The organism is Streptococcus sp. AM28-20 (assembly GCF_003603595.1).
Classification (GTDB): domain Bacteria; phylum Bacillota; class Bacilli; order Lactobacillales; family Streptococcaceae; genus Streptococcus; species Streptococcus ilei.
On sequence record NZ_QTNK01000002.1, the window covers coordinates 223,683 to 247,936 of the forward strand.

A 24,254-nucleotide genomic window follows, 5' to 3' on the forward strand; every position below is an offset into this window, starting at 1 on the left:
TAACTTATTAGAATTCGATTTCGTCGTCCCACCTCCGCACAGTTGAGTAGGGCTATAAAAGATGATGAAATCAGCGTAGTAGAGCCCACTCAACCACTGCGTCTTGCTCGACAATCCAAAGACAATTGAGAGGCTAGGACTTTTGTCCCAGCCTCCTTATGTTTATAAATCATCCAAGGCATCTTTCACCTTATCAAAGAAGCCTTTTTTCTTTGGACTTACCTTGATATCACCAGCTTCCGCAAATGCACGAAGGGCTTCTTTTTGCTTGTCATTTAGACCTGTTGGTGTCACCACATTAACAGTTACATATTGATCTCCCACAGATCCACCACGCAAGCTTGGTGCTCCTTTGCCACGGAGGCGGAATTTCTTACCAGTCTGGGTTCCTTCAGGGATGACTAAGTCGACATCGCCGTGAACCGTTGGTACATGGACCGTATCTCCAAGAGCAGCTTGAACAACGTTCAAGTTCAATTTATAGTAGATGGTTGATCCATCCCGTTCGAATTTGTCGCTTGGCTCAACATTGACGACTACATAAAGGTCTCCGTACGGCCCCCCATTAAAGCCAGCTTCTCCTTGTCCAGAGAGGCGGATTTGTTGACCTGTTTCGACCCCAGCAGGGATTTTCACGCTAACACTGTGGGCTTGTTTCTCATGCCCAGTCCCATGACAGGTAGTACAAGGATCCTTAACTTCCTTTCCTCGACCATGGCAGACATCACAGGTGACTTGGCGACGCATCATCCCAAGTGGGGTTTGCGTATCCACATTGATGACACCCGAACCATGACAGCGTCCACAAGTTACTGGACTTGTTCCTGGCTTAGCACCAGTTCCATCACATGTCCGACAGCTAGCTTCCCGATGGTACTTCACTTCCTTCTCAGTTCCAAAGATGGCTTCTTCAAACTTGAGATTTACGCGGTACTGAAGATCATCTCCCTGACGTGGAGCATTGGGATTGCGACTTCCACCTCCACCAAAGAAGCTTGAGAAAATGTCCTCAAAGCCACCAAAGCCAGCACCATCAAAACCACCGAAACCACCAGCTCCGCCACCGAAACCACCAAAACCACCGTTGGCTCCTGCAGCACCGTATTGGTCATAAGCCGCCCGCTTTTGTTCGTCACTTAAAGTCTCATAAGCTTCTTGAACTTCCTTGTACTTTTCCTCAGCGCCAGGCTCCTTGTTGATATCTGGGTGATATTTCTTAGATAATTTCCGATAGGCTTTCTTGATCTCATCTTGAGATGCATTTTTCGAAACGCCCAAACGGTCATAAAATTCAGTATTGTTCATAATTCAAGATACAAAGGGCGTCAAACGGACACAGCCAAAATAGGAGTTTTGACGACGGACGCTAGCGTCCTAGAAAAAACTATCTTTTTGGCACAGTCCGTAGCCCGTGTTCAGTTGCGAACACTCCTTGTTCCTTTCTATAATTTTCATGTAAATCTTTAGAGGCTGTTTTCTATACTCTGCTTCACTTGATCAAACTCTTCATCTGATAGAGTAAATATCAAATCCTCTTCAGCATACTCGTTCTGTTCTTTAAAATAGTTGTCCGTATTCTCTGCCAACCCTAGACTTAGAATCACTTTCCTTGCAAACTCTTGATGTGCAAAACCGATAGCCGTAATAATTTGTTTATCTTGGACAAGAACTTTCGGTTGGAAATTTTCACGTGGAAGAAATTCAAAATAGTCAAAGAAGTTTTGCCAAATTCCACCCGTAAATTTCGTGTCGTTCAACAAGCCTGCTTTGGCTAATAAAAGGGGGGCTGAAGAAATGGCTGCAATTAGGATATCTTGCTCATCAAGACTTCTCAAAAACGAGATCAATTTCTCATCTTGTAGAGCAGGTCCAATGTTAACCATTCCTGGCAAAATCACACAAGAATACTCTTCTATACGGACTTGATCCAATGTTTTCGTCGGTTGACAGGGCAGGCCATCTTCAGAGATCACTATCGAATCATCCGAAGATACATAATCAATCGTGATGTCAAAAGACAGAGCTAAAGTACTCGTTAAAGCAGTTATCTCATAAAGAGAAAAATTAGGATAAATAATACAAAGTACTTTTTTCATACGCAACATCCTCTATTTTACCGAAAAACAGAGGCTGGGTTGCAACCTCTGGATTTCTTACTATCATTACGACATTCTAAAACAAAGTCGATTATACTTTGTTTTTGAACTAGTAAGGCTGAATTGAGTTTCGGCTAAATCGAGCACGCCCTAACCTCTTGGTGAAAAAGACAAATCTTTCTAGAAACTAAAGTTTCTGCGTCAGATTTCCTATTTTCACTGTGAGGTTTTAACGGGCTTTGCATCTTATTTTTCCGTAAACTCTCCGTCTACGACGTCATCGCCTGCGTTTCCTGTTGCTTGTGCGCCTTCTGCTCCTGCTTGAGCTTGTTGGGCTGCTGCAGCTTGTTCGTAGAGTTTAACCGCAAGTCCTTGAGCTTTTTCGTTCAATGCTTCAAGTTTTGCTTTCATTTCGTCCAAGTTGTTGTCTTCTTGGGCTTTCTTAAGGTCATCAAGAGCAGCTTGAGCAGCATCACGTTCTGCATCGAAGCCTTTGCCTTCAGTTTCCTTGATTGTCTTTTCAGTCGCAAAGATAGCTTGGTCTACTTCATTGCGAAGGTCTACTTCTTCCTTACGTTTCTTATCTGCTTCAGCGTTTGCTTCTGCATCTTTCATCATGCGGTCGATTTCTTCGTCTGTCAAACCTGAGTTAGATTGGATAACAATTGTTTGTTCCTTTTGAGTTCCAAGATCTTTCGCCTTAACAGATACGATACCGTTCTTATCGATGTCAAATGTAACTTCAATTTGTGGGATACCACGAGGTGCAGCTGGGATGTCAGTCAATTGGAAGCGTCCAAGAGTCTTGTTATCCGCTGCCATTGGGCGTTCACCTTGAAGCACGTGGATATCAACGGCTGGTTGGTTGTCTGCTGCAGTTGAGAAGACTTGTGATTTAGATGTTGGAATTGTAGTGTTGCGGTCGATGAGTTTTGTGAAGACACCACCCATTGTTTCAATACCAAGTGACAATGGTGTTACGTCAAGAAGGACAACGTCTTTCACATCACCAGTGATCACACCACCTTGGATCGCAGCACCCATAGCAACTACTTCATCAGGGTTCACTGATTTGTTTGGTTCTTTACCAGTTTCAGCTTTAACAGCTTCAACAACGGCAGGGATACGAGTTGAACCACCAACAAGGATGACTTCGTCGATTTCTGACAAGCTCAAACCTGCATCTGAAAGGGCTTGACGAACTGGAGTTTTTGTACGTTCTACAAGGTCACGAGTCAAATCGTCGAATTTAGCACGAGTCAAAGTCATTTCCAAGTGAAGAGGTCCAGCTTCACCAGCAGTGATAAATGGCAAGCTGATTTGCGTTGAAGTGACACCAGAAAGGTCTTTCTTCGCTTTTTCAGCTGCGTCTTTCAAACGTTGAAGAGCCATCTTGTCAGCTGACAAGTCGATACCATTTTCTTTCTTGAATTCAGCCACTAAGTGGTCGATGATTTTTTGGTCAAAGTCGTCACCACCGAGTTTGTTATCCCCTGCAGTTGCCAATACGTCAAAGACACCATCACCCAATTCAAGGATAGATACGTCGAATGTACCACCACCAAGGTCGAATACCAAGATTTTTTCTTCTTTGTCAGTCTTATCCAAACCGTAAGCAAGAGCTGCTGCAGTTGGTTCGTTGACGATACGTTCTACTTCAAGACCAGCGATTTTACCAGCGTCTTTAGTTGCTTGACGTTGAGCATCGTTAAAGTAAGCGGGAACTGTGATAACAGCCTTGGTTACTTTTTCACCAAGGTATTCTTCAGCGTAACCTTTCAAGTATTGAAGAATCATCGCTGAGATTTCTTGTGGAGTGTATTCTTTCCCGTTAGCAGAAACTTTTTCAGAAGTACCCATCTTAGATTTGATAGAGATAACTGTATCTGGGTTTGTGACTGCTTGACGTTTTGCAGCGTCACCAACGATGATTTCACCGTTTTTGAAAGAAACTACAGAAGGGGTTGTGCGGTTTCCTTCTGGGTTCGCGATGATTTTTGATTCAGTTCCTTCAAGAACTGCTACTGCTGAGTTTGTTGTACCTAAGTCAATACCAATAATTTTAGACATGTGTTTTTCTCCTTGTTGATTTTTTCTTCTTTTTTTCTCTTTGATACTCTTCTTAAGTGGCGACGCCGTCAGAGCTTGACCTTTGTCAATCTCTTTGACTAAACTTTGAGCCTAAGGTCTCAAAGTTTGCGAAGATAGCGCCACGGCGAAGAGTATCGCCTTTGGTTCGCTTCGCTCACTATTGGCAAAGCCGAACCAATTTTAGTCTTTCTTTCATAGTTTAGTGTCGTTTCGGACAAGGTTTTTTAAGTTCTCTAGCCTAGTTGTAGACAACCACCATGGCTGGGCGCAGGATGCGGTCATGGAGTTTGTAGCCTTTTTGGAAAACTTGTGCGATGGTGTCAGCTGGATGCTCGTCATCTGCAGGGACTGTTTGGATGGCCATGTGGTAGTTATGGTCAAATTCTCCGTCCGCTGCGATTTCTTCGATTCCTTCTTCTTTCAGAGCATGAATCAAGCTTTCTTGCACCATTTCCAAGCCTTTCTTCACATCATCTGTCAACCCTTCTACAGCAAGGGCACGTTCAAGGTTATCAAGTGATGGCAAGATTGCTTTTGCCAAATCTTGGCTACGATAGCGTTGCAAGAGTTGGCGTTCTTCGTTGGCACGACGTTGAATATTTTGCATTTCTGCGTGGGCACGAAGGTATTTGTTTTCAAATTCTTCGGCACGCGCTTGTGCTTCTTCTAATTCAGAAGGTTGGTTGCTTTCCTCTACAACTTCTTCAGTTGTCTCGACAACTTCCTCTTCTTTCACGTCTTCTTTTTTGATTTCTTCTGTCAAGGCATACACCCCTTTCATTTGGTCTTAATTTACTTCATAATGGTTGCTGTTGAGGTAACGGTAGTAGTCCGTTAACTTCATGACCAGCACTCGGCCGATAACATTGACGAGACTAATCACACGCCTGTAATCCATCTCTACGGGACCAATCACATGCATGAGGGCCATCCCACGATAAGGAACCAGGAATTTGTGACTAATCACGGTCACATTTTTCAAGGCCTTCTCTTGGGATTCAGCAACCAGGATCTGGGTCATTTGGTCCTCTGGCATCCCCCTTCGCAACTCAAGAGCTACGTGTTGGGGGTTATCTAAGAACTGATAAGTCTGAAGATCGGCGTAGGTTAATGATGAAACCTTTCCTTCTACAAAGACCAGTTCTTGAAATAATTGCGAGAAGACGTAATCAAACAGATCCAATACATTGTCTGTCGTCTTGAAATAGCGCTGTACAATCTGTGGAATCTCCGTCCGCAAGCGGTAGTGGATATCCAAGACAGTATTTCCAATGAAACGTTCTTGAACCAACTGATGGAAAATTTCTAAGTCACTGGTTAAAAAATTCTTTGGAATCGCAAACTGGACGGTAACAGGCTTTGATTCATCCAAGGTCAGAACCGCTAAGGCATCGTGGTTGGATAATGGAACAATCTCAAAACCCGTCAAGCGCTGTCGTGTCGGTTCAACATCCTGAATGACTGCGGTGTAGCCCGTCATCTGGGCTAGTAACTTGGCCGTAGCATCCAAGATATCATCTAACTTAAAGGCTTCAAAATCAAAGGCTTTCACCACCTGGTAGACATCTTGCTCATCAATCAACTCCAAATCAAGCGAGTTCTGAACAAAATATTGAAAACCAGCTCGGCTCGGCATTCGACCACTCGAAGTGTGGGCTTTTTCTAGTAAACCTTGCTTTTCGAGGGCAGCCATATCGTTTCGGATAGTGGCACTACTGGATTGAATCACATCTTGCAGTGCTTTTGAACCGACCGGTTCGTGGGTCTTGGTAAAGATGTCGACAACAAGATTTAAAATCTCATTTTGACGTTCTGTAACCATGACCTCACCTCTCTTTCATATTTAGCACTCTAAACACTCAAGTGCTAAACCATGATTCTATTATACACCCTCTCAAGAGAAAGTCAAGAAAAAAATCCAAAAAATTAGCACTCTTTTTTCAAGAGTGCTAAAAATCATTCTTAAGACCGATAATCGTCTAAAAAAGCCTATAAACCTGCTTCTTTCAATTTTTGAATGTATTCTTCTAAAACCAGCTGATGCTTGACCATATACTGGGCATTTTCTACACCAACGTAGCGGAAATGCCAGTTTTCATAGTCCACACCTGTAATCGCATTTTTCCCTTCTGGATAGCGGAGAACAAAACCATACTGGGGAGCCAAAGCAATAATCTGCTGGGCTACCTCTTCAGACTGTCCATTTGGAGCACTCATATCAATCGCAAGACCCGTTTGGTGTTCACTAGCACCTGGAACCTGTACTTGAGCTTGAGCTTGAGCTTCTGCTTCCTCATGAGAAAGTCCCGTAGCTTCTAATTGCGCCACCCGCTCATTATAGAGTTCTGTTTGCTCCTCCACACTTCGATAACCCGAAATCAAGGATTCTTCAGGCGCGACAGCTCTCGCCGCTGCTAGAAACTGTTTCGTTTGTTCTGCAATCCGACTATCCACCTTGATTTCTTCAACATCAACTAACTGAGGGTTCAGCTCAGCTAACTTGTTGTCCCGATTGACCAGGACTAGGTTCCAATCCTTAGTAGAAACTTGAGGAAGGTCTGTTTTAGGTTTTTCTTCCTTTTTCTCAACCTTTTTTGGAGTGGTTGTTTCTACTTTTTTATCTTCAACAGAGCTCATATGAAGCCATTGAGGTTTCAAATAGAAAATACCCACTCCTGCTCCGATCAGACAGAGACCTAAACAGCAGAGCACGATCCAGCTAACTTTCTTTTCTCTTTTCTTGGCAAGTTTGTATTTAGTCATGATCTTCCTCTAACAATTTTGCTCCAACCTGTCGGTATGACATATCTCCAACTGCTTCTAGTTTAAGTTGGCCATCCTCATACTCAATAACAGTCACACTACCATTGTCCAAGACAAATTCTTTAAAAGCCTTTGGATCAATCAGGTAAATCAAGGTGCTGATGGTCATCCCATGACTGACCACGATGGCATTGCCACCACCTTGAGACTCAACATCCTTGGCAATTGCCGTAAAGCCTTCCAAAATTCGATCGCGAAGAGTTTCCCAAGACTCTGCCCAGCCTGCTGTATCCACTTCGACAATTCCTTCAGCCAACTCCATCAAGCTCAAATGATGGAAATCATCGACCCGAAAGACACGTGGCAGAACCCCCATAAAGAGTTCTCCATCGTAGGCGCCATCAAAGCTTCCAAAACACCATTCGCGAATACGCTTATCATAGCGATAAGGAATTTTACCTGTTAACCCTAATTCTTCTAGCACAATCCCCATGGTTTGAATGGTTCGACCAGAGTCACTGGACACAGCTTGTTGGAACTGGATTCCTGCTTGACGCAGACCAATCCCTAATTCATGAATCCCTCGTTCGCCAGCTTCCGTCAAGGGACTATCGGACCACCCTTGGGCGCGACCGATCGTATTAAACATGGTTTTTCCGTGACGGGCAATATACAATTTTGTCTTTGCCACTTCTATCCTCCTGCAATTGTTTTCTTCTTATATAAGATAACTTATTTTTTCACATCAATTTCTTCTGAGTGGGCCTCTAACCAGTTAGCACCTAGCTTGCGATAAGATTCATCTCCGATGGTCTTGATCGAGAAGCGTCCATTTTCGTATTCGACAAGGGTAACACTGCCATTTTCAACCCTTGGATCTAGCACAATCTCTGGATTTAAAATACACACAAAGGAACCGATCGTCATGCTATGACTGACAACAAGAACATTTCCACCACCCTTAGCTTCAACTTCTTTAGCAATCTCTTCAAAACCATCTACAATCCGTTTTTTCAACACATTCCATGGTTCAGCCCAACCGGCTGTATCCACTTGGTAGATCCCATTCGCTAACTCTTCTAGTGTTAACTTCTTGTACTCTTCTATATCCAGAACACGGGGAACGACTCCACGGAACAGCTCTCCTCCATAGGCACCATCAAAACTTCCAAAACACCATTCCCGGATCTTTTTGTTGAAAGTATAAGGAATCTGATCTGTGAGTCCAAGCTCGTCTAAAACAATCCCCATAGTTTGAATGGCGCGACCTGAATCACTGGAAACAGCACGGACAAAGTCCAAACCAGATTCTCTCAACCCAACTCCCAATTCACGGATACCTTCTTCTCCTTGAGTAGTTAAAGGCGTATCCGACCAACCTTGGGCACGACCTATCGTATTAAACATGGTTTTTCCATGCCGAATAATAAATAATCTTGTTTTCGCCATGTGATCTCCTTTTACGTTCTTCTATTATATCATTTTTTATAAGGAAACTGGCAGCGATGACCTCTAGATTCACTTTCACTACCTTGGTCAACATTAAAAGCCCTGAGCAAACATCATGCGCCAGGGCCATTTTTTAATTTTTAAAACTATGAACTGGGGCTGGAATTTGACCGCCACGGGCAATAAAGTCAGCTGACGAAGCTTTGTTGACCTTCATCACTGGAGCAGAGCCAAGAAGTCCTCCAAGCTCTAACATATCGCCTTCTTCTCCATAAGGAATAATCCGAACCGCTGTTGTCTTTTGGTTGATCACTCCGATAGCTGCTTCATCGGCAATCATAGCCGCAATCGTCGTATCCGGAGTATCAGCTGGGATGGCAATCATATCCAGACCGACTGAACAGATGGCAGTCATGGCTTCCAATTTTTCCAGGTTGATATGACCCGATTGGACCGCTGCAATCATCCCCTCATCTTCTGAGACTGGAATGAAGGCACCTGACAAACCACCAACTTGGTTACAAGCCATGATGCCGCCTTTTTTCACTTGGTCATTGAGCAGAGCCAGCGCTGCGGTTGTCCCGTGGGTTCCTACTACTTCAAGCCCCATAGCTTCGAGGACACGGGCAACCGAATCCCCAACAGCTGGCGTTGGCGCGAGAGACAAGTCTACAATCCCAAACTCCACACCGAGACGTTCACTAGCCATTTGACCAACCAATTGCCCAACACGAGTAATCTTGAAAGCAGTCTTCTTAACGGTTTCAGCCAATACATCAAAGCTTGCACCTGGAACTTTTTCAATCGCCCGTTGGACAACACCAGGTCCTGAAACCCCAACGTTGATGACAACATCCGCTTCACCGACACCGTGGAAAGCCCCTGCCATAAAGGGGTTGTCCTCTACTGCATTAGCAAAGACCACCAGTTTCCCTGGCCCCATTGGATCCGCTTGGGAAGCTTCTTTAATGATACGACCCATGTCTCGGACAGCTGTCATATTGATCCCTGTCTTAGTGGAACCAATGTTAACCGAAGAGCAGACAAAATCGGTCTCTGCTAGAGCGCGAGGAATGGAATTGATGAGGATTTCATCCCCTTTTTGGTAGCCTTTTTGAACCAGGGCTGAGAAGCCGCCGATAAAGTTGACCCCAACTTCTTTAGCAGCACGATCCAGCGCCTTGGCAAAGGGCACATAGTCTGTCGCATTGGTTGCTGCTCCAATAATGGATATAGGAGTGACCGAAACCCGCTTATTCACAATCGGAATGCCGAGTTCTGCTGCAATCTCATCCCCAACAGCTACTAAGTCCTTGGCCTTTGTTACAATCTTCTGGTAGACTTTTTCAGCCGCCTTATCGATATCTGGATCAATACAATCTAGCAGTGAGATTCCCATGGTGATGGTCCGAACATCAAAGTTCTGCTCCTCAATCATGGCAATGGTTTCTGTTACCTGTTTAATGTCCATATTTCTACCACCTCACTCTTACAAATTGTGCATGGCATCAAAAATCGCAGCGCTCTGGATATTGATTTTTACATGAAGAGACTGACCGAATTCTTCTAATTCTGAACGAAGCTGTGTGAAATCTTTTTTCTCATCCGATGTCACGACCGCCATCATAGTGAAGTACTCATCCAATACGGTCTGTGAAATATCATCGATATTGAGTCCCAACTCTGCCACTTTAGTCGCAACACCTGCTACGATTCCTTTTTGGTCTTTTCCGACAACTGTAATAATTGCTTTCATTTCACTGCTCCATTCTATTTATTTGCTTCCATTGTAGCATATTCCCCTTAAAATCGCTTAAATGTTTTAGAAAAGGTTCGGTTTTACAAATAAAAATAAGACATCCAAGAGAATCTCTTGAATGTCTGTAAATCTGAATAGCATGATCAATCAACGGATGGCTCAAGCGATGTTTCTTAAGGTAGCGGCTGAGGAAACACAGATGTTAAACAAGAAAATGCCAGTAGATATAATTAAAGATGAAAATCCAGATTGGTTTCCAAAATGTAAGAAAGTTGCTAAAGCCATGCAAGAAGATGGGCAACTGGATATCTTTAGTTTTCTTATAGACAGCTGCCAAGAAGAGTCCTGAACAGAAATAAAGAGAAAAGGTTACAGGATCCCGATATTGATGGATCAGATGAAAGGCCGCAAAGAGAAAACCCGAAAGCAAAACATCTAAATGAAACTTACTTTCTTTAAAGAAGACATTCATCAGATAGCCTCTAAAAATAAATTCTTCTATCATAGGAGATGTAACAGTTGCTAGGACAAAAAACAAAGTACCCGAAATACCCGGGCCATTTAGATAAATGGAGGATGGCAATTTGGTTTGATGAACGACAGGAACCAGCAAATCCTGAAAAGTTTGCAGCACCCATCTTTCAACAAAGAACCACAAGAGCACCAGAGCAAAATACCCCAGATAGTGCCACTTCCATTTCTGTATATTTGAACGGACGACTATCTTCTGCCTTTTAAACCAAAATAGAATGCCGATGAGAAGCAAAGAGTAGAGAATCAAATAGATGAAATAAAGAAAACTTACATCACCATTGAAAACTCCAGTTAGATAGATACCAAGGCCTTCAATCCCAAAAACAAATAGATATAACAGGAACAGTAAAGCGACTCCATGTTTGGCATATTTCATATCATCTATTCTCCAATATCATTCTTTCGTACAATTATGTACAAATATAACACATGGAAAAACTTGTAGGCAAGGTGGCCCTCAATTGTCCCTTTTTGAACAGAAAGTGTCATCTTCTTTTGTTTTTTACTCCACTTTGCTAAGAAAAAACAGCCGTTTAGATTTTCTAGCCTGACGATTCTACAATATATTGTTCCTTAATCACCTGGACGATTTTGTTATGAAATAGCTGAAAACCTTTGTTTCTTCAATTAAAGATCAAGCTAAGGACCTATCCATCATTAGTTGCGATCTCGTCATAACTCCTTCCCACTTTCAAAATACCGTAGCGAATATTTGACTTCCCATTTCAGAAGGCATATACTTATATTAATCTGAGCTAAATAGTTTTAATTTTTTAAATGAACTGTCTTGAATTCAGATTAAAAAACTATTTACTTAACGGAGGTGGCGCTATGTCATTAGAAGATAAATTAAACCAAGTTAAAGGTTCTGTTAAAGAAGGTTTCGGTAAAATAACCGGCGACACAAAAACAGAAGCTGAAGGCGTTGCTGAAAAAGTTGCATCAAAAGCAAAAGAAGTTGCTGAAGACGCAAAAGAAGCTGTCGAAGGAGCTATCAAGGGTGTGAAAAACATCCTTCACAAAGACGATAACTAATCGTTAACATTCTGGAACCACCCTATTTTCTACAGTCCTATTTGACTGGGGGAGATGGGGTGGTTTTTGTTTGCCATTCATTTGTAAACGATATATTAGAAATAGAAAAAAACACCTTGCAAACTGCAAAGTGTTTTCGTTTGTATTCTGCTTTCCAGTAACGAATTAACGTTTAGAGAACTGGCTAGCTTTACGAGCTTTCTTAAGACCTGGTTTGGAAAGTATGAATTTCAGTTGGACTAAAAACAGCGTAATATCAAGACTTTTCTCCGCTTTTATAAAAGCGTTTTTCCAATCAAATTCAACTAATTTTATCTAAATGGTGTGGATTTTACCCCCAAAATTACAGAGAATGGAGCTGATAAACACTAAACGTTCACACCATTAGTTAAATGATTTTTTTCATCATTTTTCTTAGATGATAGAACTTCTAATTTATTTCTTATTCAAGCAAAAACAACCTGCTATAAGTAAGAAAGAGGAAGATACAAGAAAAACACGGCGTAAAAACCGATTCAGTTCATTGTCCTCAATCCTTGTCTGCTTCATTTTCTTTTACGAGATCGTTTTGTGAATCTTTTTCAGAGAGTTTTTGATCGATATACTTGTCAATGTTTTCGTAAAATTCCTTGGTCGTCTCACTATCTAATTTTGTCGAATTATGGACTTGATTGACTTTCAATTGAACAGATTGAATACCGTAAGATTCTTGTTTTTGGCGGATGGTTTCTAATTCTTCTTCTGAAATCGGATCTCCAACAACTGTCAAGACCAATTCATTGCTACTTGACTTGTAGACTTGATTAATGATCGTATGATTGGCGAACTCTTTTCCTACAAACTGTTTGATCCCTTCTTTTCGTGCTTGATCCATCGTCAGAGTGACTGCTGAATAGCTGGCTGGAAGAACCAATAATACAATCAAGGAGATCAACCCAATTCTCATTTTAATGCTCAGCTCTTTAAATGAAGTTAAAGGAGATTTTCTCATCAAAATTCTTGTTCCAACAATGTTGGCTAGCATGATAAAGACACAGTTGATCAAGAAAAGATAGAGAGCCCCCAATAAAAATCGTACATTCCCATTAGCTAAACCATAGCCTGCAGTGCAGATAGGTGGCATCAAAGCTGTAGCAATGGCTACTCCTGGCACGATATTGTTTGCTTCTTTTTTCCTTGAACCGATCACACCAGCAATCCCACCAGCAATAGCAATGAGAACATCCCAAATGGTTGGAGAGGTTCGTGCAATCAATTCGCTACTTGCATAAGATAAGGGAGAAATCCAGAAATATAGAGTCGAGACAAGCAAACTGACCAATACTTGAGTAAATAAAACCCCTAGAGATTGCTTGATTAAACGCGTATCAAAAATAGCTAAACCGAATCCCAGTCCAACAATCGGTGTCATGAGAGGTGAAATTAACATGGCTCCAATAATAACAGCTGTTGAATTCATATTTAGACCGATAGAGGCAATAAAAATTGCACACATCAAAATCGCTGTATCTCTCAATCGAACATGAAGGTCATCGTATAATTTCTCACGGTATTCCCGTGTTGAATAATTGGCAGTCATTTGTCCTCTCCTCTTTCCTTATTTAAATCGGTATAATAATTAATAATAACAGCTGATAAACAGCCAAAAAATATGAGCCCATAAATCGTCAAGAAGACACTGGTAATCCTTCCAATCAAGGTCACAGCTAGGAGATCCCCGTAGCCGACAGTCGTCGAAGTCACAAAAGCATACCAAAGACCGTCTCCGTAATTTGTGATAGCAGGTTCAACTAGGAAAAGCACGCCTCCTGACCCAAAAACAAAGGTCACAAAACTCAGAGCAAACCGAGTAAAACCCGTAACCTGTATAATATGCCATAACATTTTTAAACGTCTCATTTGTTCTCCTTATTCATACTAGCTCCTGACCGAGCCGTTTTTTCCAATAATCAAAGTGAAGATAGGACATGATCTCCATCAGAGAAAGATAGACAAACTGATAGATCTGATTTAAGCTGATTATCAACTGATATTGTTTGAAAAATGACTGGAAGAAAGACCAGATATGACTGTCTTGAATCAGTCCCTTCTTAACATCAGACAGGATATTAGCTAAAGCTCCCAAGGACTGAAACGGTAAATCCTTGACATTTATATAGATCCGGTCCACCACATCATTCAGACTGGTATCTTGGATGGCATGAAATTCTCCAAAGAGAACTCCTGCCGCTCCAAGAGTAGAAACAAATTCCACCAAATAATTTCTGAGGAAATTTTCTCAACCTTTTCCCATAATGTGTTTAGTGCCATCCATAACGATCCCAACCAGAAAAAGGAAAGAAAACAAGCAAAGAAATTTTGCCGTAAATCCCAAAAAGCTTCAAGACTTGGTGTTGTTGGTTTTTCTAACTCTAAAATCAAGATGGTCATAATAATTGCTAGAACAGCATCTGTCAATACAATTAATCTGTCTTTCTTCATCGGATTGCATCCCCTTTCTTTTTTGTAACATTCTATCTTATCGCATAATATTGGATATTCTTTCATAATCCGACTACAAACAAAAATAAACCAAAAAGTCTGTCCCTATTATGCTATATTTAACTCTAGAAGTATTCATCCATCTAATTAATAAATATATCATATTTCACAATAAATGAATACTATCAAAGATTCATCCCCTTTCACTTCATCATTTAGTGTTGCTTAGATTTATCAAAAACAACCAAATTTGTATTAATTTCAAGTATCACCTAGTTACAAAAATTTGGGGTGAACAGAAAAAGCATCCCGTATTTTTGATACGAAATGCTTTCAATAAGTTTAAATAAGTTTTAACGTTTACTAAATTGTGATGCTTTACGAGCTTTTTTCAAGCCTGGTTTGGAAAGTATGAGTTTCAGTTGGATTAAAAATAGCGTAATATCAAGGCTTTTCAGAACGGGATCTACTGATTAATTTCATAAAATTTGAATCATTATTTTTTAAACAGGGGAATAGTTTAGGTCTGTAAGCATTAAAATAATACACCTAACTTTGGTCACCGTTTTTTAGTTATTCACTCTTTTTTCGGATAGTGTTTTTAAAGTTATGATGTAAAATGCCGCAATTAAAACACTATACATCATAATCAGAGGATAGACAATTAAGGATAGAATCAATCCCACTCCTTTAATTATTAGGTCAGGTATCAATAACTTCCTATATTGTGCGGTAGCTTCAAGTAATTCTTTCTGATCTATATTGGGTTTATCAATTACTTTATGTAAAAAACAGTTTGCTACCGTTGAAACAATAACGATCAGTCCATAAAAGAGCTGTGCCGTATGATTCATGAAATGACTACTAACTATTCCAGTAGCATAGGGCATAAATGAAACAAAAAATAAAAGATACAAATTCTTTCAAATTTCTCCCTTTTCAATTTGCCTAACTTGACCTGCATTACCTAGGTCGCTTTGCTTTAAATTATACTTTTTTCTTAAACATTTAATACGAGTAGGTATTTCTTGTGAGTAATTTTCATCAAAAAATTTCATATATAATCTCCCTATAATCATGGAAAAGTAGTAAAAATAGTTGTTATCCTAGTTGATTAAAAAAATCTCTGATTTCCTCATCTTTTATAAAATAATATATAATTTTCCCCTCTCTTCTAGTGTCCAAGATGTTTTGATTGGCTAGTTTACGAAGATGGTGGGAGGCAGATGCCATACTGAGATTTAATAAACAGGCTATATCGCAGACACAGAGTTCTTCGACGGCAAGGAGATAAAAGATGATATTTATCTGTTTATTATCGGTAAATTTTGATAAAATGCGAAGTGATTTTTGGACTTTTTCCTTTTCAAGGTAGTTCGTTGCGGTTGTAACATTTTGTTGATTTATAACATCCACTTGACAGATACTATCTTTTTTCATAATTTTTTCTCCTAGCCTAACACAGCCCATAGCATGTCAAAGCTGTTGTTTTCAATCAGGATATACATCCCCAATCCTAAATAGACAACGGCAATAAACCATCTGCTATATTTTTCCAAAGTTTCTCCAACAGAAGGGACTTGTGCTAATTTTTGGGCAGAAAAAACCAAGAGATAAATCATGACTAGAAAAGTAAGTAAAGTCACTATCAAATTCGCTAAATTTAAGGTGGTAAAATATGGGACAAAGACACCAATATTGTCAGCGCCACAACTTGCAAAAGTAATCATAGCGACTAGAAAAATCAGGTTTTTATTGTCTTTTCGCAAACCATCTTTTGCAATAGCTTCTCCATCAGAATCTCCTAAAAGCAAAACTTTGAGGCCTAGGAAAATTGGAATCAAACCGAGTAAACCTAAAATCTCTTTACTAGGAATATAATTTAAGACAAATGCAAAAAGCAAACTTAGGAATATTAGACTAACAGAGCCTAGAAATTGTCCTAAATAGATGTTAATGATGTCCTTTCTGCTTTTTCTTTTGGCAAAAAATAACATTAGGATAATAAGTAAGTCTACGGCTGTCCCAGAATACAGGATTATTGAAGTAACAATATTTTGAATCATAAAACACCTCATTCAAATATATTTTTGAATGTATTCTAACATTAACCTTTGTAGATGTCAACTTAAAATCCACCAATTAATAATTGCATGTCAATATTTGTATTGTGAAACTAGTTTCAGAAATATATAGTCTTAAAGTATGTCCACTGCCAATGGTTTTTTCAATATTTAAAAGGAGAGAACCAATTTGGTCCTCTCCAGGGTATAATTTTCCACCAACCCACTACAGTTGACAAAGAACCGTTATTCTCAAATGAGACAACTCCTTTTAGTTTTTATAACCTCAGCTTCTCGGTCTCTTACCTACTTTTAATAGAAAGACTACGAAGGACGATTCTTAAAGTAGTCAGATTGTGCAATATCGAAAGATTAGATGGGCTTAACCAATTTAACAACCCAAATCCAATTAAACTTCCATTTATTACAACTGTTTCTTGAATATTTCTTTGAATTAATTTCTGCAACGATTCAGATAAAGAATTCAATTCCTCGAAGAAATCTAAACGATTATCTAATAATAAAATATCACTCATCTGCTTAGAAATATCAGCACTTTCATTCATCACAACCCCAATATCTGCAAGCGTCAAGGCAGCAGAGTCGTTTAACCCGTCTCCAACCATCAAAATAGTTCGGCCAGCTTTCTGTAATTCCTGAACCAACTGAAACTTACCATCTGGTTTTAAATCAGTATAAACGTTGTCAAATGGCAGATCTTTAACCAACTCTTCTGTTCTAGCCAACGTATCACCAGTTGCCAGAATCAGTTTTTTCCCTTGGCGCTTTAGCTTTTTCAATGCAACTTTCGCCTCGCTTCTCAAGGGAGTGTGGATACAAAACATCCCAATTAATTCTTTCTTATAAGCCAAAAACAATAAATTGTAATGAGTCTTATATTGCTCAATCAAGGCCAGCTGCTCAGAACTAATTCTTACCTGTTCGTCTTGCATTAGTACATAATTTCCAATGACAACCGATTGACCATCAATTTGCGATTTAATCCCTTTGCTTGCAACATACTGAAGCTTGCCATGCATTTCTTCGTGTTCAATGCCTTCAATTTCAGCTTGTTTAACAATTGCATTGGCAATAGGATGATAGATATGTTCCTCCAAACATGCACTTATTCTTAAAATATCTTTCTCAGTATAATCTCCGAAAGGAAGAACCTTTTCAACCAAAGGATAACTCGTCGTGATGGTACCCGTTTTATCAAACAAGAAAGTATCCACTTCCAGATATTTTTCTAATACATCACCATCTTTAATAACCATTTCTCGATTTAGACCTTCCTTTATGGCCGTAAGGTAGGCTACAGGTGTGGATATTTTTAGAGCACATGAAAAATCCACCAATAAAAAGGAAATGGCTTTTGAAAACGAACCTGTTAACAGATAAGTCAAACCAGCACCTAAGAAGTTATATTTTACAACCTTGTCTGCCATCCTAATAAAATGACGTTGTTTTGTCTTCTTACTCTCTTCAGATTTTTTCATCAGATTGATGAGTTGCAAAATACGACTGTTTATCTGATTATCAGTCACACGAATTCTTAACTCTCCTGTTTCCAAAACAGTATTCGCACATACAGAATCTCCCTCTTTCTTTTCAACAGGGAAGCTCTCTCCAGTCAAGGAACTCTCATTGACCATGCCTAATCCTGAAACCACTTGGCCGTCAAACAAGATTTCATTACCTTGGGAGACAACTAATACATCACCTACTTGAACATCAGAACTCTTGATGCTGATGACCATGTCTCCCCGCACTAAGAAAACATCACTTTCTTTAGCAAGAAGGCTTTGTTCCAAATCTGTTGCTGTTTTTTTTAAAGACCACTGATCCAGATGATTACCCAAATCAAGCATAAACATGATGTTGCTAGCTGTCTTGGATTGGTTCATAAACAAGGACAACAAAATGGCCGAACAGTCCAAGACCTCCATGGTTAGTTCCTTGCGCGCTAAAGTTTGATAGGCTTCTTTGACATAACCCAAAGCCTGATAACAAGTCCAAATATAACGAATAGGGTAGGGTACAAAACTTCGAAACAGCAAACGCTTAATCGCTGCACCCGATACAATTGAATAAGCACTCTCTTCTCTACGAATGGGAAGAGTCATCAAGTCCGAAACTTTCCCCTTGTCAATTTTTTTTAAAAAGGCCTCTGCATTTTCTAATACAGAGAAGCCTTCTTTCATACGTAGAGTAAAGTGCTGCTGATCCATATAAAACTGAATAGAGTCGATCCCTTTTTCATCTTTAGCCAAGGAACGAAGATAATCTTGAATATCCAAGGTCAGTGAAAACGAGGACGATAATCGGATATGTTGATATCCTCTGTGTAGCACTTTAAAAGACATATTATTCACCTGTCAGGCTATCTAATTGTTCTTCTTTCTTTTCCTGTTCGTATAAATATTTAGCGTCTTGTAAAACATCATCACCGTGTTGTTTTACAACAGAAACAGATGCATCCAGTCCATCTTTCAATTTGTAAGCTTTAGCCAAGGCCTTAGAATAGCCTTTCTTAGCTTCTTTACTTGCTAAGACTTTCAAGCCAAGCGTCCCAAATGCTACCCCTCCTAAGAAGAGAGATGATTTTTTCGCAACTTTTACGACGTTTAATACTTCTTTTAACATGTTTATTTCCTCCTTGTAACTATTGTAGCGAAAAATGACAGCAAAAGCAATTGCTGATATCTGATATATAGATAAAATTCTCTATACTGATATTTAATTATATTATGATGAAAACAATATACTTTATTTTTTGATACTGTCAATAATTATGTGTAAACACTTAAGTAGAGTTACGGAGTGTTAATTAAATAAGCTTTCAAGTGTATCAGAACATTGACCAAACCCTTTATGGATTCGTTGACTTTGCTTGAAATTATAATCTTCAAACAACGTAACTAAGTAACGTTCCAGAGCCTCCTCATTAGGAAAAAGAACCTTCTTTTTCGTTTGATGTTTGATTTCTTTGTTAAGAGACTCAATGAGGTTTGTCGAATACATGCTGTGCCAAATCTGGTAGGGAAACTGATAAAAAGTTAAAAGATTATCCGTCTTCTCCAGACTTTCCATGACTTTCCTATACTTTGGTTTCCATTCGGCGAGAAAGTCCTCTAAAGCTTGTCCTGCCATTTCTAAATTTTCAGCACGATAAATCATTATAAATTGCCCCAGAATAACCGCTCTATCTGCTCGTTTCACTTTACTAGCTAGATTTCGACTAATATGAATTAAGCAACATTGTTGTTTAGCTAATGGGTGAGCCTGACTGATAATCTGCTCAAGCCCCTTAAAGCCATCTGTAACTACAAGAGAAATCTGTTGGATTCCTTGGTTTTGAAGCTTGTCTAACAGGGTGGACCAAGAAGCATTGTTTTCTTGAGGCAACTGTGCATAGCATATCTCTATGCGACTAAAGTCGCTAGAGCTATCCTAATTGCGCACCGCCAGTTCTCATAGAAAAAAACACCTTGCAAGATGCAAAGTGTTTTCGTTTGTATTCTGCTGTCCAGCAACGAATTAACGTTTAGAGAACTGGCTAGCTTTACGAGCCTTTTTCAAGCCTGTTTTCTAGTATTTTTATATCTATTGGCAGATTATCCGACTTATCCCCATCAACATCTGACTCTAACTCAACCTCTGAAGAAATCCTAATATTGCGTACTTTGATATATTCGATATTATTGTTACCTACTAGATCCCCTTTTTAATAAATCTGGGATAGCCGATAATTTAGAAATGATGGATGAATCCTTTAAAATCAAGATATTTCCATATTCATCTGTATTTTCATCAAATAGTTTTTTGTCTGCATAGTAATTGGATAGAAGAACTAAGACCTGAGTAGCTTCACCTTCATAATTGCCATTTTTGCTTTCAAAAGGTAATAATTGCTTGTTCATAGCTTGGCGAATCAGTTGCACCAGCCAAATTAATTGTCTTGACCGACGAATAAAGCGACTTCTTTCAAGGATTCGACCATAAGGAAACAGTTGGCAGATTCTATAAAAGTGTCGATGTGATTCGGCACGCTCATCAGACTCGCTACACAGAGCTGGTACATAATATCTGCTATAATTTTCTGGAAGATTTGGTCAAGCGGTCTTTTAGCCGTGTGACAGGCATACAGGAAAAACACTATTTATTTACTTTTTGCACGGGAGGCTTTAAGATGTTGCTGGACGCCTTTCTTGATAATCACTCAGAGTCGCCAGAGTGTCTGGGCTGGGATATGGCAAAGATATACCGCTGCCTGAAACTGTTCTTTGACGCTGATAAACGCGACATATCAATTAAAATGTCGCACTAAAATGATTGAAAAGTGATTGAAACTGTATTATAATGAACGTATATATTTAGAAAAGAGGTACTAACTATGGAAAACCTAGTAGTTTCAGTCTTTAACACTGAAAGCGAAGCTTATCAGTCCTTTGCGGATTTGAAGGCTTTCCGCCAAACTCAGACGACCAAGGTTGCTCAAATCGCCTTGGTCAAAAATGAAAACGGTCACATCGTTGAAAAAGAACGCTATGACTTTGAAGATTCAACGACGGATGCAACCCTAGAAGGTGGCTTGCTCGGTGCAGTTATCGGGCTTTTGGGTGGTCCTATCGGCGTCTTGTTTGGTTATGGTATTGGCAGCCTCTATGGTTTGGCTGCTGGTGATACCGTTGATACGGCAGAAGCTGGCTTGATTGACGTTGTGTCTCAAAAATTGATCGACGGCGAAACAGCCGTTGTCGCCTTGGTGCAAGAAAACAACGAAGCAGTCATCGATGCTTACTTCACCAAGTACGACACCCAAATCGTGCGTTGGGATGTAGCAACCGTCGTAGCCGAAATCGAAGCAGCTCTGCAAGTCCAAGAAGACCTCTACAACCAGGCACGTGCACAAATGAAGGCTGAACGTAAAGCCGAACGCAAGGCTAAACTTGAAGAATTCAAGGCAAATGTCAAAGCAAAATTTGACAAATTGAAAGCCTAACGTCTAAGCGTCTCATAAATTTAAATGTGACTGAGACGCCATTTAAAATTTATGTGCGTCGGATTCTCACAGTTAAATAATTGCGTTGACAAAGCCGTTACAGCCGTTCTTCCATTCTTTGAAAAGAATGTTTAATAGACAAGAAATCTGGACTAGTATTGGTCTGGATTTTTTTGTGAATATAGAGGTCATAGCTTTTTGACTATGCTTCGTTATAATTAGAAAAATTTTAAGTTTTATCAAGATGAAATCAGTCAGACGAAGACATCCCGAATTAGCACCAGCATCACCACACAAACTAAGACATACTGGTGCTACTCTTGCTAAACAAGCAGGTGTTTCTCTTGAAGCCTTCTCAGAAGCTCTTACTCATAGTGATAAAGAGATTACAAAAACTTACGTTAATATCAAAGATAAAGTCAATCAGACTGTAGGTGATATTGCTTTTCGTAGTTTAAAAAATTGATGGGGTGAATATGGGGTGAATTTTGGGGTGAACTTTGATTTTTTGAAACAAAAAAGACATCCAAGAAATAATTCTTGAATGTCTGTAAACGTTGATATAATCGTATTGATTAACGTTTTGAGAATTGTGATGCTTTACGAGCTTTCTTAAGACCTGGTTTCTTACGCTCAACTTTACGTGAGTCACGTGTAAGAAGTCCTGCGCGTTTCAATGAATCGCGGAAGTCTGGGTCTACTTGAAGAAGGGCACGAGCGATACCGTGACGGATAGCTCCTGCTTGACCAGCGTATCCACCACCTACAACGTTAACGAAAACGTCGTATGAACCTACAGTTGAAGTAACTGCGAATGGTTGGTTAATGACCAAACGAAGGTCAGCGTGTGGGATGTACTCTTCAACATCTTTTTTGTTAACAGTGATTTTACCAGTTCCTGGAACAAGGCGAACGCGTGCAACAGCGTTTTTACGACGTCCAGTACCTGCATATTGTGCTTGTGACATACTTTATTGTTCCTTTCCTTAGATAAGTCCTGAAATATCAAGAACTTCTGGTTGTTGTGCAGCGTGAGTGTGATCAGCTCCAACGAATACTTTCAATTTCATACCTTGAGCGCGGCCAAGAGTATTGTGTGGAAGCATACCTTTAACTGATTTCTCAATCAAACGAACTGCATTTTTAGAACGAAGTTCACCAGCAGAGATTGATTTCAATCCACCTGGGTGGTTTGAGTGAGTGTAGTAGATCTTATCAGTTGCTTTTTTACCAGTCAATTTAACTTTTTCAGCATTGATAACGATTACGAAGTCACCTGTATCAGTGTGTGGTGTGAATGTTGGTTTGTTTTTTCCGCGAAGCACGCTAGCAACAACTGCTGAAAGGCGTCCAAGAGGTACATCAGTTGCGTCAACAACGTACCATTTGCGTTCTACTTGGCCTGGTTTAGCCATGAATGTAGTTTTGTTCATGATTTCTCCTATTATGAATATCGTTTTTGTTTACAGGGCGGATGTTCCGGTCCGCGAGTTATTTGAAAGGTTCCGGGGCCTTACAAATGGGGTAAACAATACCGCCTACTATTGTATCAAATTTTTCAAATAAAAGTCAACCGATTTTAAAAATTATTTGCGATTTTCTTTTCCTATGACAAAGCCGATGAGAGAATTAGGACCGACGTGGGCTGCAATGACTGGACCTAAAGGCATAATCAAAACTTGAGAGATGGCCGGATTCTCCAACAATTGAGCCTTGAGCTCTTCCGCTCCAGCAAGATCGTCCGTGTAAGAAACCAAAGCTGTGCTGTGGCCGATATCATCCTGGATGAGTGAAAGCATTTCTCGCATGGCTTTTTTACGCCCCCGAACTTTGGCTATAGGGGCTAACTTGCCTTCTGCATCAATCCAAAGAAGGGGTTTGATGTTGACCAAACTTCCCACGATGGCTGAACTCTTAGAGAGACGTCCTCCGCGCATCAGATGGTAGAGATCATCCACCAAGAAATAGGTCCGTAACTTAGGGGCAACTTCCATCAGCTCTTCCTTAACTTGATCCAAACTCTTTCCTGCATCACGCGCCTCAACTGCTAGCATAGACAAGTAGCCCTCTCCAATCCCTGCAGCTTTTGGATCGATGATTTCAATCACAGCTTCTGGGTAGTCTTCAAGGATTAAGTCTCTTGCCATGACCGCACTCTGGTAGGTCCCTGACAAGACTGAAGAGAAGGCGATATAAAGGAGGTCTTCCTTGCGCTGAGCATAACCCTTGAAAATCTCTTGGAATTGCCCAACATTGACCTGGCTGGTCGTTGGTTTAGCACCCTTTTGCATTTCTGCTAATAATTGGGGGCTAGTAAGTTTGTCTGGACCTACTGTCTCATAATGAGTCCCATCGACTTGGATCGACAAACCGACGATTTCTACATCATGCTCCTGTGCCCATCTTTCATCTAAATCTGCAGTTGAATCTGTTAAAATTTTAAAGGTCATTTACTTGCTCCCATCTCTTTTTGTAGTTGACGTAGGCCCTCTTGGTCAAAAGGCCGTATCGGTGGTTTTTGATCGTTGACGGCTCCTCGCGCCTGGTTCAAATCAGCTTTGACAACGGCGACTCTCTTCTCCAGCTCACGCGCCGAAACACGGAGCGCTCCTTGAGCAAAGACCGTCCATTGCTCATTCAAGTCACTCGTCGCGACTGATACTTGGTGAAGGGGGGTATTGAGCTCTGCCGCCAAGCGTTCAATGTAGTCATCGGCGGTTTCATCCTCCGCTGTGAAGACCACTTGGACTTGAAATTCCTCATAGGTCTGACGAATCCCTGGCATATATTGGGCATCAAACACACAAATCACGCGAATGCCTTCAAAGCTGGCATAGTGACTAAGCTTTTCTAGGAGGATCGTTCGTGCGGCATCTAGCTCACTCTTCTTAAAGAGCTGACGGGTTTCCTGCCAGAAGGCAATCATATTGTAGCCGTCCACTAACAAAATCTTTTCCTTCATCGACTCCCCCTTCCTA

Annotated in this window: 29 protein-coding genes and 2 pseudogenes; 3 read left to right on the forward strand and 28 right to left on the reverse strand. The window is 40.4% G+C overall.

Annotated elements, in window-relative coordinates:
• Positions 1 to 162 precede the first annotated feature (162 nt).
• The 11 genes from dnaJ to DW738_RS06210 form a co-directional block, all read right to left on the reverse strand.
• On the reverse strand, positions 163 to 1,305 hold the full coding sequence (gene dnaJ, locus DW738_RS06160) for a molecular chaperone DnaJ (RefSeq protein WP_023027240.1): 1,143 nt from the start codon (positions 1,303 to 1,305) through the stop codon (positions 163 to 165).
• 158 nt (positions 1,306 to 1,463) lie between these two features.
• A complete protein-coding gene (locus DW738_RS06165) occupies positions 1,464 to 2,096 on the reverse strand; it encodes a DJ-1/PfpI family protein (RefSeq protein ID WP_123160605.1) in 633 nt (210 codons plus the stop codon).
• Between the two features lie 246 nt (positions 2,097 to 2,342).
• Positions 2,343 to 4,166: a molecular chaperone DnaK gene (gene dnaK, locus DW738_RS06170; RefSeq protein WP_023024342.1), complete on the reverse strand. Its 1,824-nt coding sequence runs from the start codon at positions 4,164 to 4,166 to the stop codon at positions 2,343 to 2,345.
• A gap of 259 nt (positions 4,167 to 4,425) precedes the next feature.
• Positions 4,426 to 4,950, reverse strand: coding sequence for a nucleotide exchange factor GrpE (gene grpE, locus DW738_RS06175; protein ID WP_318057112.1), 525 nt, complete (start codon positions 4,948 to 4,950; stop codon positions 4,426 to 4,428).
• Between the two features lie 24 nt (positions 4,951 to 4,974).
• Positions 4,975 to 6,009, reverse strand: a complete 1,035-nt coding sequence (gene hrcA, locus DW738_RS06180; RefSeq protein ID WP_023024346.1) for a heat-inducible transcriptional repressor HrcA — start codon at positions 6,007 to 6,009, stop codon at positions 4,975 to 4,977.
• Between the two features lie 167 nt (positions 6,010 to 6,176).
• Positions 6,177 to 6,950, reverse strand: a complete 774-nt coding sequence (locus DW738_RS06185; RefSeq protein WP_023027245.1) for a M15 family metallopeptidase — start codon at positions 6,948 to 6,950, stop codon at positions 6,177 to 6,179.
• A complete protein-coding gene (locus tag DW738_RS06190; RefSeq protein WP_023027246.1) occupies positions 6,943 to 7,641 on the reverse strand; it encodes a histidine phosphatase family protein in 699 nt (232 codons plus the stop codon). Before DW738_RS06190 ends, DW738_RS06185 begins: the two co-directional genes overlap by 8 nt.
• A 41-nt stretch (positions 7,642 to 7,682) precedes the next feature.
• Positions 7,683 to 8,399, reverse strand: coding sequence for a histidine phosphatase family protein (locus tag DW738_RS06195; protein ID WP_123160606.1), 717 nt, complete (start codon positions 8,397 to 8,399; stop codon positions 7,683 to 7,685).
• Between the two features lie 133 nt (positions 8,400 to 8,532).
• Positions 8,533 to 9,870, reverse strand: a complete 1,338-nt coding sequence (locus DW738_RS06200) for a PFL family protein (protein WP_023027248.1) — start codon at positions 9,868 to 9,870, stop codon at positions 8,533 to 8,535.
• 18 nt (positions 9,871 to 9,888) lie between these two features.
• Positions 9,889 to 10,155, reverse strand: a complete 267-nt coding sequence (locus DW738_RS06205; protein ID WP_006595627.1) for an ACT domain-containing protein — start codon at positions 10,153 to 10,155, stop codon at positions 9,889 to 9,891.
• A 205-nt stretch (positions 10,156 to 10,360) separates the two neighbouring features.
• Positions 10,361 to 11,068 (reverse strand): type II CAAX endopeptidase family protein, encoded by a 708-nt coding sequence (locus DW738_RS06210; RefSeq protein ID WP_123160607.1) that lies wholly within the window; start codon positions 11,066 to 11,068, stop codon positions 10,361 to 10,363.
• A 455-nt stretch (positions 11,069 to 11,523) separates the two neighbouring features.
• On the opposite strand from DW738_RS06210, the gene DW738_RS06215 reads away from it, so the two are divergent.
• Positions 11,524 to 11,727 (forward strand): CsbD family protein, encoded by a 204-nt coding sequence (locus tag DW738_RS06215; RefSeq protein WP_123160608.1) that lies wholly within the window; start codon positions 11,524 to 11,526, stop codon positions 11,725 to 11,727.
• Between the two features lie 529 nt (positions 11,728 to 12,256).
• Here DW738_RS06215 and DW738_RS06225 read toward each other — a convergent pair.
• The 13 genes and pseudogenes from DW738_RS06225 to DW738_RS10350 all read right to left on the reverse strand — a co-directional run.
• Entirely contained in the window at positions 12,257 to 13,306 is a 1,050-nt protein-coding gene (locus tag DW738_RS06225) for a DUF389 domain-containing protein (RefSeq protein WP_123160609.1), read from the reverse strand.
• Positions 13,303 to 13,626 carry a potassium channel family protein gene (locus DW738_RS06230; protein ID WP_001253404.1) on the reverse strand — a complete coding sequence of 108 codons (324 nt, stop codon included), beginning with the start codon at positions 13,624 to 13,626 and terminating at the stop codon, positions 13,303 to 13,305. Before DW738_RS06230 ends, DW738_RS06225 begins: the two co-directional genes overlap by 4 nt.
• Before the next feature lie 13 nt (positions 13,627 to 13,639).
• A complete protein-coding gene (locus DW738_RS06235) occupies positions 13,640 to 13,981 on the reverse strand; it encodes a hypothetical protein (protein ID WP_000397556.1) in 342 nt (113 codons plus the stop codon).
• A complete protein-coding gene (locus DW738_RS06240; RefSeq protein ID WP_004240734.1) occupies positions 13,906 to 14,208 on the reverse strand; it encodes a TMEM175 family protein in 303 nt (100 codons plus the stop codon). Before DW738_RS06240 ends, DW738_RS06235 begins: the two co-directional genes overlap by 76 nt.
• 569 nt (positions 14,209 to 14,777) lie before the next feature.
• Complete coding sequence (locus DW738_RS06250) at positions 14,778 to 15,098, reverse strand: hypothetical protein (RefSeq protein ID WP_002902313.1); 321 nt, start codon at positions 15,096 to 15,098, stop codon at positions 14,778 to 14,780.
• Between the two features lie 33 nt (positions 15,099 to 15,131).
• Positions 15,132 to 15,266, reverse strand: a complete 135-nt coding sequence (locus DW738_RS10450; protein ID WP_023024363.1) for a hypothetical protein — start codon at positions 15,264 to 15,266, stop codon at positions 15,132 to 15,134.
• A gap of 43 nt (positions 15,267 to 15,309) precedes the next feature.
• Complete coding sequence (gene cadX, locus DW738_RS06260) at positions 15,310 to 15,648, reverse strand: Cd(II)/Zn(II)-sensing metalloregulatory transcriptional regulator CadX (RefSeq protein ID WP_000711078.1); 339 nt, start codon at positions 15,646 to 15,648, stop codon at positions 15,310 to 15,312.
• Positions 15,649 to 15,659: 11 nt separating this feature from the next.
• Entirely contained in the window at positions 15,660 to 16,274 is a 615-nt protein-coding gene (locus DW738_RS06265; protein ID WP_002911684.1) for a CadD family cadmium resistance transporter, read from the reverse strand.
• A gap of 299 nt (positions 16,275 to 16,573) precedes the next feature.
• Positions 16,574 to 18,637, reverse strand: coding sequence for a heavy metal translocating P-type ATPase (locus DW738_RS06270; protein WP_002893754.1), 2,064 nt, complete (start codon positions 18,635 to 18,637; stop codon positions 16,574 to 16,576).
• 1 nt (position 18,638) lies between these two features.
• Positions 18,639 to 18,917: a DUF6110 family protein gene (locus DW738_RS06275; protein WP_002902306.1), complete on the reverse strand. Its 279-nt coding sequence runs from the start codon at positions 18,915 to 18,917 to the stop codon at positions 18,639 to 18,641.
• A gap of 180 nt (positions 18,918 to 19,097) precedes the next feature.
• A complete protein-coding gene (locus DW738_RS06280) occupies positions 19,098 to 19,700 on the reverse strand; it encodes a transposase (RefSeq protein ID WP_255260894.1) in 603 nt (200 codons plus the stop codon).
• Positions 19,701 to 19,836: 136 nt separating this feature from the next.
• A pseudogene (locus DW738_RS10400) lies at positions 19,837 to 20,170 on the reverse strand (diacylglycerol kinase family lipid kinase); the annotation flags it as partial.
• An 18-nt stretch (positions 20,171 to 20,188) separates the two neighbouring features.
• Positions 20,189 to 20,314: pseudogene (locus DW738_RS10350) on the reverse strand (IS982 family transposase); the annotation flags it as partial.
• Between the two features lie 353 nt (positions 20,315 to 20,667).
• Here DW738_RS10350 and DW738_RS06295 point away from each other — a divergent pair.
• Together DW738_RS06295 and DW738_RS06300 are read left to right on the forward strand one after the other, a co-directional pair.
• Positions 20,668 to 21,276, forward strand: coding sequence for a DUF1269 domain-containing protein (locus DW738_RS06295; protein WP_002893760.1), 609 nt, complete (start codon positions 20,668 to 20,670; stop codon positions 21,274 to 21,276).
• Positions 21,277 to 21,520: 244 nt separating this feature from the next.
• A complete protein-coding gene (locus DW738_RS06300) occupies positions 21,521 to 21,742 on the forward strand; it encodes a tyrosine-type recombinase/integrase (RefSeq protein ID WP_002893762.1) in 222 nt (73 codons plus the stop codon).
• Positions 21,743 to 21,851: 109 nt separating this feature from the next.
• Here DW738_RS06300 and rpsI read toward each other — a convergent pair whose 3' ends face one another.
• From rpsI to DW738_RS06325, 4 genes are all read right to left on the reverse strand, one after another.
• Entirely contained in the window at positions 21,852 to 22,244 is a 393-nt protein-coding gene (gene rpsI / locus DW738_RS06310) for a 30S ribosomal protein S9 (RefSeq protein WP_000075969.1), read from the reverse strand.
• Between the two features lie 18 nt (positions 22,245 to 22,262).
• Positions 22,263 to 22,709 (reverse strand): 50S ribosomal protein L13, encoded by a 447-nt coding sequence (gene rplM, locus DW738_RS06315; RefSeq protein ID WP_023024367.1) that lies wholly within the window; start codon positions 22,707 to 22,709, stop codon positions 22,263 to 22,265.
• A gap of 153 nt (positions 22,710 to 22,862) precedes the next feature.
• Positions 22,863 to 23,726 (reverse strand): DegV family protein, encoded by an 864-nt coding sequence (locus tag DW738_RS06320; protein WP_023024369.1) that lies wholly within the window; start codon positions 23,724 to 23,726, stop codon positions 22,863 to 22,865.
• Positions 23,723 to 24,238, reverse strand: coding sequence for an NYN domain-containing protein (locus DW738_RS06325; protein WP_023024371.1), 516 nt, complete (start codon positions 24,236 to 24,238; stop codon positions 23,723 to 23,725). Before DW738_RS06325 ends, DW738_RS06320 begins: the two co-directional genes overlap by 4 nt.
• Between the last annotated feature and the right edge of the window lie 16 nt (positions 24,239 to 24,254).

What these genes read in the sequence shown, in the direction of transcription:
- DW738_RS06200 (WP_023027248.1), bottom strand. Translation starts at nt 9,870, where the DNA reads ATGGACATTAAACAGGTAACAGAAACCATTGCCATGATTGAGGAGCAG.
- DW738_RS06240 (WP_004240734.1), bottom strand. Translation starts at nt 14,208, where the DNA reads ATGAAGAAAGACAGATTAATTGTATTGACAGATGCTGTTCTAGCAATT.
- cadX (WP_000711078.1), bottom strand. Translation starts at nt 15,648, where the DNA reads ATGAAAAAAGATAGTATCTGTCAAGTGGATGTTATAAATCAACAAAAT.
- DW738_RS06225 (WP_123160609.1), bottom strand. Translation starts at nt 13,306, where the DNA reads ATGACTGCCAATTATTCAACACGGGAATACCGTGAGAAATTATACGAT.
- DW738_RS06275 (WP_002902306.1), bottom strand. Translation starts at nt 18,917, where the DNA reads ATGTTAAAAGAAGTATTAAACGTCGTAAAAGTTGCGAAAAAATCATCT.
- DW738_RS06300 (WP_002893762.1), top strand. Translation starts at nt 21,521, where the DNA reads ATGAAATCAGTCAGACGAAGACATCCCGAATTAGCACCAGCATCACCA.
- DW738_RS06265 (WP_002911684.1), bottom strand. Translation starts at nt 16,274, where the DNA reads ATGATTCAAAATATTGTTACTTCAATAATCCTGTATTCTGGGACAGCC.
- hrcA (WP_023024346.1), bottom strand. Translation starts at nt 6,009, where the DNA reads ATGGTTACAGAACGTCAAAATGAGATTTTAAATCTTGTTGTCGACATC.
- DW738_RS06165 (WP_123160605.1), bottom strand. Translation starts at nt 2,096, where the DNA reads ATGAAAAAAGTACTTTGTATTATTTATCCTAATTTTTCTCTTTATGAG.
- DW738_RS06295 (WP_002893760.1), top strand. Translation starts at nt 20,668, where the DNA reads ATGGAAAACCTAGTAGTTTCAGTCTTTAACACTGAAAGCGAAGCTTAT.
- DW738_RS06185 (WP_023027245.1), bottom strand. Translation starts at nt 6,950, where the DNA reads ATGACTAAATACAAACTTGCCAAGAAAAGAGAAAAGAAAGTTAGCTGG.
- rpsI (WP_000075969.1), bottom strand. Translation starts at nt 22,244, where the DNA reads ATGTCACAAGCACAATATGCAGGTACTGGACGTCGTAAAAACGCTGTT.
- dnaK (WP_023024342.1), bottom strand. Translation starts at nt 4,166, where the DNA reads ATGTCTAAAATTATTGGTATTGACTTAGGTACAACAAACTCAGCAGTA.
- DW738_RS06320 (WP_023024369.1), bottom strand. Translation starts at nt 23,726, where the DNA reads ATGACCTTTAAAATTTTAACAGATTCAACTGCAGATTTAGATGAAAGA.
- dnaJ (WP_023027240.1), bottom strand. Translation starts at nt 1,305, where the DNA reads ATGAACAATACTGAATTTTATGACCGTTTGGGCGTTTCGAAAAATGCA.
- DW738_RS06325 (WP_023024371.1), bottom strand. Translation starts at nt 24,238, where the DNA reads ATGAAGGAAAAGATTTTGTTAGTGGACGGCTACAATATGATTGCCTTC.
- DW738_RS10450 (WP_023024363.1), bottom strand. Translation starts at nt 15,266, where the DNA reads ATGAAATTTTTTGATGAAAATTACTCACAAGAAATACCTACTCGTATT.
- DW738_RS06270 (WP_002893754.1), bottom strand. Translation starts at nt 18,637, where the DNA reads ATGTCTTTTAAAGTGCTACACAGAGGATATCAACATATCCGATTATCG.
- DW738_RS06250 (WP_002902313.1), bottom strand. Translation starts at nt 15,098, where the DNA reads ATGCCCTATGCTACTGGAATAGTTAGTAGTCATTTCATGAATCATACG.
- DW738_RS06195 (WP_123160606.1), bottom strand. Translation starts at nt 8,399, where the DNA reads ATGGCGAAAACAAGATTATTTATTATTCGGCATGGAAAAACCATGTTT.
- DW738_RS06230 (WP_001253404.1), bottom strand. Translation starts at nt 13,626, where the DNA reads ATGAGACGTTTAAAAATGTTATGGCATATTATACAGGTTACGGGTTTT.
- DW738_RS06215 (WP_123160608.1), top strand. Translation starts at nt 11,524, where the DNA reads ATGTCATTAGAAGATAAATTAAACCAAGTTAAAGGTTCTGTTAAAGAA.
- DW738_RS06210 (WP_123160607.1), bottom strand. Translation starts at nt 11,068, where the DNA reads ATGAAATATGCCAAACATGGAGTCGCTTTACTGTTCCTGTTATATCTA.
- rplM (WP_023024367.1), bottom strand. Translation starts at nt 22,709, where the DNA reads ATGAACAAAACTACATTCATGGCTAAACCAGGCCAAGTAGAACGCAAA.
- DW738_RS06205 (WP_006595627.1), bottom strand. Translation starts at nt 10,155, where the DNA reads ATGAAAGCAATTATTACAGTTGTCGGAAAAGACCAAAAAGGAATCGTA.